We start from the raw sequence: 6,443 nt of genomic DNA, 5'->3' as shown, positions 1-6,443 counted from the left end.
CAACGTTCGTGCTGTTCACTTCGGGCTTCCTGGAGGCCGGGTATCGCCGATTCATCGAGCGCTCGCTCCGTGAGGAATTCGGCTTCGTCGGTACCCCAATCCGCATCGGCCTGCGGGTTCGCACCAAGCGCCAGCGGTAGCTTCAGGTTCGTGCCCCGCTACCTGGTCAGGTAGCGTCTGGCGCCGACAAGCCCAGCGCGACGGACCTTCACGATTTGCACCGCGCCTGCCGAGTTCGGGGCCTCGAGCATCTTGCCCCTACCGACGTAGAGCGCGACGTGGTGGACGTATTTCCGTGTTCCCCAAAACAGCAGGTCGGCGGGCTTGAGTCGGCGCAGGCTGACCCGGCGGCCGGAACGGAATTGAGGGTCAGCGTCGCGCGGGATTGTCATCCCGTGCGCCCTGAACAGGTCCCAGATCAATCCTGAGCAGTCGAAACCCCACGCCGAGAGTCCACCCCACAGATACCTCAGCCCGAGGAACTGCCTGCCAGTACGCAGAATCGCTGAGCGTGTCGCCGCGGGTGGGGGTCCGGCAGCGCGCGCTCGGATGCGCCCTGGGCCGTCCGGAGTGCGAACGTCGATCCAAGACGCGTCTTCGCCCGTGACCGGGAGGCGAGTTCCGAAGCTGACCCGCAGGCGGCCTGAGTCAAGGCGCAGAGTCGCGCGCTTCCTGGTGACGACCGTGTACGCGCCGTCGGCATCGAACCCGGTTGCCAACTGCCGGATCGGCAGCCAGCCCGGATAGCCTCGCGGGTCCTGCGGGTCGGGTTCGTCCAGGACGGCAACTCGCGCCCAGCGTCCGCGTACCTCGCGGACAAGAACCTCCTGGCCGTACAGTGCCTGGGTTTGCACTCGGGATACCAGCCAGCGACGCTGGCTCGCCGTCCGAAGATTCCGGTTCCATGCCACTAGATCCACAGGGTTCGTCAAGGAGGGCCGGTCGATCCTCCGGTGCAGCCGTGGGGCCTTCCAAAGCGTGGCGACGGCCACTGCGATCACGGCGATGTCGCCGCGAACGATCCTGGCTTCGGCTGCGGTAGCCGGGTCGGCCAACGCGGCAGCCGGAGCAGCCGGGACGACTTGCGTGCCGGCCACGGCAACGGCCACAGCGCAGGCCGCGGCGGCGAACCTGCGCTTCAACATCCCTCCCTCATGCTCACGACACTAGCCGCAGCACCTACGCAGAGTCTGCAACAAGTTACCGGTAGCCGTTACCGTGAAGGGGTTCGGTCAGGCGGCTCCTCCCCCGCAAGCGGGAGGTGCCCCCACACCGCTTCGCGGCGGGTAGGGGTGTCCCCTACAGGGGAAGTGCCCCCCGTGGATTGCCGGGAGTCCAGATGCTTGTTGGAGTGCCGAAGGAAATCAAGGTCCACGAGTACCGCATCGGACTGACTCCAAGCGCTGCGCGCGAACTGGTAGTTCACGGCCATGAAGTGCTTGTCGAGCGCGGAGCGGGCGCGACCATCGTGCGGCTCGTTCGCGACATGTTGGCGCGCGACCCCGCCGACGGGATGAGCTAGCACCGACCACGTATCCACTGCACCCACATGGGTGCAGTCGTCAAGGAATCTGGCCACAACCGGACGTTTCTCGCCGCTCAGCTTCGCCTCGTTTGAGTTAGCTGATTGGGCTGATGACCTGAATTCCGCCGAGGGCCTGCGGTGGTGCGCGGCCAAGACGGTTGTCCCCGGTGACCAGCGGCGCGGCTAGCTGCTGAGCCAAGACGACGTAGACAGCGTCCGCAACGGTGATGTTGGCGCGAAGCGCCCACGCCGCTGGAAGAAGCGTCTTGACTTGGGCACGATTGGTCCGCAACGCGATCAGTTCGGTGAATGCCTCGCCTCCGTTGGTCGCGGTGATCGCGTTGTTCAGTTGCATCCGGCGAAAGACGCCAGCAACTTCGATGTAGAAGTGTTCAGGCACCCAAACGTCGTCAGCTGCGACGCTGGATCTGAGTTGCTGGCCTGTGACGGTGTTCAGGATGATTTCGACGGCTGCCGAAGCGTCGAGGACAACCGGGCTCACACCTCACCGGCATCCCTGGCCTCATCCAGATAATGAGCGGCGGGCTTGGGCAGCGTGACCGGTGCCTTCGCCCCGACAAGAGCCAGCCATTCGGTGAACGGGACGAGCTTTTCCGCGTTCGGATCATCAATGACTATGACGACGCTCGGCTCGTCAGGTTGCGCGCTCATACCAACCACTCTACGCCGAAAGCTGCCTCGCTGTCGGGGCACAATGGCTCAGCATCTGATGCTCTTGGACGAGCTCACCGCGATCCCTTGCTCGCTGCTGTGGCTCGCCGTCCGAAGATTCCGGTTCCATGCCACTAGGTCGACCGGGTTCGTCAACGATGGCCTGTCGATCCTCCGGTGCGACCGTGGGGCCTTCCATAGCGTGGCGACGGCCACTGTGATCACGGCGACGTCCCCGGGACCGATCCTGGCTTCGGCTGCGGTAGCCGGGTCGGCCAACGCGGCAGATGGAGCAGCCGGGACGACTTGCGTGCCAGCCACGGCAACGGCCACAGCGCAGGCCGCGGCGGCGAACCTGCGCTTCAACATCCCTCCCTCATGCTCACGACACTAGCCGCAGCACCTACGCAAAGTCTGCAACGAGTTACCGACAGCAGTTACCGTGTAGGGGTTCGGTCAGGCGGCCAGGTGGAGTGCCAGGAGTCCAGATGCTTGTTGGCGTACCGAAGGAAATCAAGGTCCACGAGTACCGCATCGGGTTGACTCCAAGCGCTGCGCGCGAACTTGTAGTTCACGGCCATGAAGTGCTTGTCGAGCGCGGAGCAGGCGCGACCATTGGGCTGACAGATGACATGTACGCCGCCGTTGGAGCTCAGATCGTCGCCGGGGCCGACGAAGTGTTCGCCCGGGCCGACATGATCGTGAAGGTCAAGGAGCCTCAGCCTGAAGAGACGGCGATGCTGCGAGATGGCCAGGTCCTGTTCACGTACCTGCACCTCGCGCCAGACATCGCGTTGACCGACGCGCTGATTGAATCCGGCTGCGTGGCAATCGCCTACGAGACCGTCACAGATGATCGCGGAGGGCTTCCGCTGCTGGCGCCCATGTCCGAGGTCGCTGGACGGATGTCGATTCAGGCGGGAGCCAGGTGTCTGGAGGTTTCGGCTGGCGGACGCGGAAGTTTGCTTGGGGGAGTCCCAGGCGTTCCAGCCGCCAAGGTCGTCATTGTCGGCGGGGGAGTCGTGGGAGCGAACGCGGCGCGGATGGCGATGGGCCTGGAGGCGCATGTCACCGTGATCGACAAACGCCTGCCACGACTCTCGGAGTTGGATCAACAGTTCGGCTCGAAGCTGAGCACGATCTACTCCACGTACCACGCCATCGAAGAGCAAGTCCTCGACGCAGACCTGGTCGTGGGCGCCGTCCTGGTCTCCGGCGCAGCCGCCCCCAAGCTCATCACGCGCCAGATGGTGTCGCGGATGAGGCAGGGCTCTGTGATCGTCGACGTGGCCATCGACCAGGGCGGATGCGCTGAAACCTCGCGCCCAACAACCCACGCCGACCCCACCTACGTCGTCGACGGCGTTGTTCACTACTGCGTCACGAACATGCCCGGCGCCGTGGCCCACACGTCCACATTCGCCCTGAACAACGCCACGTTGCCGTTCGTCGTGGCACTGGCCAGCAAGGGTTACCGGGATGCCTGCCTCGCCGACCCCCACCTGCTCGATGGGCTGAATGTGTGTCGGGGGCGGCTGACCCACGAGGCAGTCGCCGAAGCCCAGGGCCGCGAGTCGGTCGCCGCGCTTACCGCGATATCGGAGGATTGATCCCATGGCAACAGCGGACATCGCACCCATCACACCGCCGGCCCAGAAAGGGCCTCGGGTCACGGCAGGAGGCTTGCGTTCAGTGGCCGCGTGGATCTGCCTGGTCCTGGCCTTCGTGTTGACTGTCCCGTCGGTCGTGGCTTTCTGGGGCAACCGGACACTCACTCAAACCGAGACATACGTCGAGACGGTCGGCGCTCTCGCCCAGGAGCGGGAGATCCAAGATGCGGTTGCCGCCGCCGTCGCTGAAGCCGTCAGCCAAGAGATTGATGTGCGAGGGTTCGTGCGCGACACGCTTGGCGGCGCTGTAGATGATCCCGCCATCGTTAGGACGCTCGAAACGACCCTGGAGAACGCGCTACCCGCGCTCGTCGAAAGCGTAACCAGGAGGATCCTGGCCTCTGAGCAGTTCCAGGCCCTGTGGGTGAAAGCCAACACCGCGCTGCACTCGGTACTGATCGCGGCGCTGTCCGGCGACACCGCAGGCCCCGCTCAACTGTCCGATGGCAAGCTCGTCCTAGACACCTCGTCCATCATCGAGGCGGTCAAGACCGCCCTCGTGGAGCGCGGGTTCGGGCCGGCGGCGCTGATTGCCGTGCCGGACTCCGAAAGCAAGATCGTGCTTCTGGATTCCGAGGAGTTGGAAGCGGCCCAGAACATCTACCGGTTCGCCGATCCGGTGTCTTTATGGCTGGTGGTAGTCGTGGCCTTGTTCTATGTCGCAGCCGTCCTGCTGTCTCGGAGGCGCGCTCGCATGACTCTCATCGTGGGCGTGCTCTTGGCCGTGTCCGCGATCGTGCTCGCAGTGGGGTTGGCATTCGGGGAAAGCGGGTTCACGGACGCGTTGGCCGACACCGCGTTCGCCGAGGCCAGCGCCGTCTTCTATCAAACGCTGCTGGCCAACCTGACCCGAGCGTGGATAGGGCTGCTGGTGCTGGGGATCATCTTGGCGCTTGCGGGTTGGATCGCGGGCCGACGGGGCCGGAAGCAGGTTGCCACCTCCGTCCAGATCAACCCAGTGGATTCTCCCATCGGCAACCCGGGAAGCGAGCAAAGTCGCCATCGGTACTGAACACGGTCACGCCGTTCTCTATGGCTAGCGCAGCGAGCTGCGCATCAGGGACCAGATTGCCGGACGCCCCGGTTGATGCGAGGAGTTCCCCAAGGACTTGCGCGGTTCTTTCGCTGACTGGGGGGATCCACACGTTGGGCAACTCCAGCCACTCCGAGACAAAGCCCCAGGCTTGTGCGGCGGAAAGTGGGTCGGCGTAGACGCGCGAGTGAGTCGAGATCCGCAGGAATGCCCCTATGGTTTGCCAGGGAAGCCCGATGCGCCTTGGCTTGTCGAGTGTGTCTCGCCACCACGTGGCCGTTACGGCATGGCGTGATGCGTCAGCATCGACTGCGTAGAGCAGGAGGTTGGCGTCGATGATCACTGGGCGCTGTCCAGTACGTCGAGCACTTCGCCGATGTTCGATACGTCGATCCGCCCTCGCATGTGGAACGTCCGGCTCCGGGGGCGCCGCTTCGGCTTCCCCTGCGCCGACATGCCTCGCCGAGCGAGGATGTCAATGGCCTCACTCACGCCGATCCCGTGCTGGCGGCGCAGCCTGTCAATCTCCGCAGCGACGTCGGCGGCAGGGGTGTAGGTCGTCCTCATGCTGTGACTCTAGCATCATGATGCGGCCTGCGGCGCCGCATGATGCGGCGCCGACCTCTTGCCGCTACGAGAGCCGAGCCGGGTATCGTTGCTGCCGACGCCTGCGGGCGGCGGGCTGTGGCGCAGTTTGGTAGCGCACTTGACTGGGGGTCAAGGGGTCGTGGGTTCAAATCCCGCCAGCCCGACTCGGTTCTGGGAGCCAACTCTCCCAAAACAGGCGTCCGGCCGCGGCCTCGGGCTATGACCAGAAGGCTTCGGCAGGTGCAGCTGGCCGTGGCGGTTTTCAACTGTTCGCTTGCGCCGTGCCATTTTCGTATTACGCTTTAGACATGGAGAAGATCAATGGCAAGCCGGTCAGCGAGCAGGACCTCCAAGACTGGGCAGATGAGGCCGAACGAGGCTACGACGTCGATCTGCTTCGCAAGCGTGGCCGGAAGCCGGCCGGAGACGGACCCGGGAAGGTGGTTCCCGTGCGCATCGATGAAACCCTTCTGGCGGCGCTGGTCGAGCGCGCCGAGCGTGACCATGTCAGTCGTTCGGAGGCGATCCGGGCAGCCATCCGTGTGTACGTCGCTTGAAGGTCCACGGCTCCGCGCGCAAACACGGAGTTGATCCTGATGACGCTGTCTATGCCGCTGAACACGCACTCTTCGTCAGCGACCTGAGCGAGGTCAGTCCAGCACGCCAGTTGCTCCTCGGCTTCGACAGGGGTGGCCGCCTTCTGGAGGTCGTGGTCCTTCGCTTCGACAGTGGCAACGAGCTCGTGATCCACGCCATGAAGGCACGACGCCAGTACCTTGACCTTCTCGGATGATCCTGACCCATCCGGCACGAGTGCGCGCTGCCCGGCGGCAGAGTCAGCGACTGCTGGATGAGTCCTTTGTTGGTGGGCTGAAGATTCGATTCCCCTCCACTTACCCTCCGGAAACAGCCGTGAGAGTCCGTGACGAATCGGGTAGAGACGGACGTGTCCGAA

Annotated in this window: 12 protein-coding genes and 1 tRNA gene; 7 read left to right on the top strand and 6 right to left on the bottom strand. The window is 64.5% G+C overall.

Features of this window, described 5'->3' with window-relative positions; translation table 11 throughout:
• Nucleotides 1-8: 8 nt before the first annotated feature.
• Nucleotides 9-140, top strand: coding sequence for a hypothetical protein (locus Q8P38_07990; GenBank protein MDP4014536.1), 132 nt, complete (start codon nucleotides 9-11; stop codon nucleotides 138-140).
• Between the two features lie 18 nt (nucleotides 141-158).
• Here Q8P38_07990 and Q8P38_07985 read toward each other — a convergent pair whose 3' ends face one another.
• On the bottom strand, nucleotides 159-1,145 hold the full coding sequence (locus Q8P38_07985) for a C40 family peptidase (protein ID MDP4014535.1): 987 nt from the start codon (nucleotides 1,143-1,145) through the stop codon (nucleotides 159-161).
• A 194-nt stretch (nucleotides 1,146-1,339) separates the two neighbouring features.
• Between Q8P38_07985 and Q8P38_07980 the strand changes: the two genes are divergently transcribed.
• The gene (locus tag Q8P38_07980; GenBank protein ID MDP4014534.1) at nucleotides 1,340-1,522 is read left to right on the top strand and encodes a hypothetical protein; all 183 of its coding nucleotides are present in this window, start codon (nucleotides 1,340-1,342) and stop codon (nucleotides 1,520-1,522) included.
• 97 nt (nucleotides 1,523-1,619) lie between these two features.
• On the opposite strand, the gene Q8P38_07975 is transcribed toward Q8P38_07980, so the two are convergent.
• From Q8P38_07975 to Q8P38_07965, 3 genes are read right to left on the bottom strand one after another with little or no spacing between them, the layout of a single operon-like run.
• Nucleotides 1,620-2,027, bottom strand: a complete 408-nt coding sequence (locus Q8P38_07975; protein MDP4014533.1) for a type II toxin-antitoxin system VapC family toxin — start codon at nucleotides 2,025-2,027, stop codon at nucleotides 1,620-1,622.
• On the bottom strand, nucleotides 2,024-2,197 hold the full coding sequence (locus tag Q8P38_07970; protein MDP4014532.1) for a hypothetical protein: 174 nt from the start codon (nucleotides 2,195-2,197) through the stop codon (nucleotides 2,024-2,026). Before Q8P38_07970 ends, Q8P38_07975 begins: the two co-directional genes overlap by 4 nt.
• A 48-nt stretch (nucleotides 2,198-2,245) precedes the next feature.
• On the bottom strand, nucleotides 2,246-2,566 hold the full coding sequence (locus Q8P38_07965) for a hypothetical protein (protein ID MDP4014531.1): 321 nt from the start codon (nucleotides 2,564-2,566) through the stop codon (nucleotides 2,246-2,248).
• A 119-nt stretch (nucleotides 2,567-2,685) separates the two neighbouring features.
• Here Q8P38_07965 and ald point away from each other — a divergent pair, with 119 nt between their 5' ends.
• Together ald and Q8P38_07955 are read left to right on the top strand one after the other, a co-directional pair.
• Nucleotides 2,686-3,807: an alanine dehydrogenase gene (gene ald, locus Q8P38_07960; GenBank protein MDP4014530.1), complete on the top strand. Its 1,122-nt coding sequence runs from the start codon at nucleotides 2,686-2,688 to the stop codon at nucleotides 3,805-3,807.
• Nucleotides 3,808-3,811: 4 nt separating this feature from the next.
• Nucleotides 3,812-4,879 (top strand): hypothetical protein, encoded by a 1,068-nt coding sequence (locus tag Q8P38_07955; GenBank protein ID MDP4014529.1) that lies wholly within the window; start codon nucleotides 3,812-3,814, stop codon nucleotides 4,877-4,879.
• Here Q8P38_07955 and Q8P38_07950 read toward each other — a convergent pair.
• The gene (locus Q8P38_07950; protein ID MDP4014528.1) at nucleotides 4,818-5,243 is read right to left on the bottom strand and encodes a PIN domain-containing protein; all 426 of its coding nucleotides are present in this window, start codon (nucleotides 5,241-5,243) and stop codon (nucleotides 4,818-4,820) included. The genes Q8P38_07955 and Q8P38_07950 overlap by 62 nt on opposite strands.
• A complete protein-coding gene (locus Q8P38_07945) occupies nucleotides 5,240-5,467 on the bottom strand; it encodes a hypothetical protein (protein ID MDP4014527.1) in 228 nt (75 codons plus the stop codon). The genes Q8P38_07950 and Q8P38_07945 overlap by 4 nt, the downstream gene beginning before the upstream one ends.
• Nucleotides 5,468-5,578: 111 nt before the next feature.
• Between Q8P38_07945 and Q8P38_07940 the strand changes: the two genes are divergently transcribed.
• From Q8P38_07940 to Q8P38_07930, 3 genes are all read left to right on the top strand, one after another.
• Nucleotides 5,579-5,652 (top strand) — tRNA-Pro (locus tag Q8P38_07940).
• Between the two features lie 144 nt (nucleotides 5,653-5,796).
• Nucleotides 5,797-6,045 (top strand): ribbon-helix-helix domain-containing protein, encoded by a 249-nt coding sequence (locus Q8P38_07935; GenBank protein ID MDP4014526.1) that lies wholly within the window; start codon nucleotides 5,797-5,799, stop codon nucleotides 6,043-6,045.
• Nucleotides 6,042-6,281: a hypothetical protein gene (locus tag Q8P38_07930; protein MDP4014525.1), complete on the top strand. Its 240-nt coding sequence runs from the start codon at nucleotides 6,042-6,044 to the stop codon at nucleotides 6,279-6,281. The genes Q8P38_07935 and Q8P38_07930 overlap by 4 nt, the downstream gene beginning before the upstream one ends.
• Nucleotides 6,282-6,443 lie beyond the last annotated feature (162 nt).

The organism is Candidatus Nanopelagicales bacterium (assembly GCA_030700225.1).
In the GTDB taxonomy this organism is placed as follows: Bacteria; Actinomycetota; Actinomycetes; order S36-B12.
Note: the sequence above shows the minus strand (reverse complement) of the source record. Positions and strands in the feature narration are given on the sequence as shown.

Excerpts from the sequence above, each read along its gene's own strand:
- Q8P38_07985 (MDP4014535.1), bottom strand. The coding sequence starts at position 1,145 with ATGTTGAAGCGCAGGTTCGCCGCCGCGGCCTGCGCTGTGGCCGTTGCC.
- Q8P38_07980 (MDP4014534.1), top strand. The coding sequence starts at position 1,340 with ATGCTTGTTGGAGTGCCGAAGGAAATCAAGGTCCACGAGTACCGCATC.
- Q8P38_07970 (MDP4014532.1), bottom strand. The coding sequence starts at position 2,197 with ATGAGCGCGCAACCTGACGAGCCGAGCGTCGTCATAGTCATTGATGAT.
- Q8P38_07965 (MDP4014531.1), bottom strand. The coding sequence starts at position 2,566 with ATGTTGAAGCGCAGGTTCGCCGCCGCGGCCTGCGCTGTGGCCGTTGCC.
- ald (MDP4014530.1), top strand. The coding sequence starts at position 2,686 with ATGCTTGTTGGCGTACCGAAGGAAATCAAGGTCCACGAGTACCGCATC.
- Q8P38_07955 (MDP4014529.1), top strand. The coding sequence starts at position 3,812 with ATGGCAACAGCGGACATCGCACCCATCACACCGCCGGCCCAGAAAGGG.
- Q8P38_07945 (MDP4014527.1), bottom strand. The coding sequence starts at position 5,467 with ATGAGGACGACCTACACCCCTGCCGCCGACGTCGCTGCGGAGATTGAC.
- Q8P38_07935 (MDP4014526.1), top strand. The coding sequence starts at position 5,797 with ATGGAGAAGATCAATGGCAAGCCGGTCAGCGAGCAGGACCTCCAAGAC.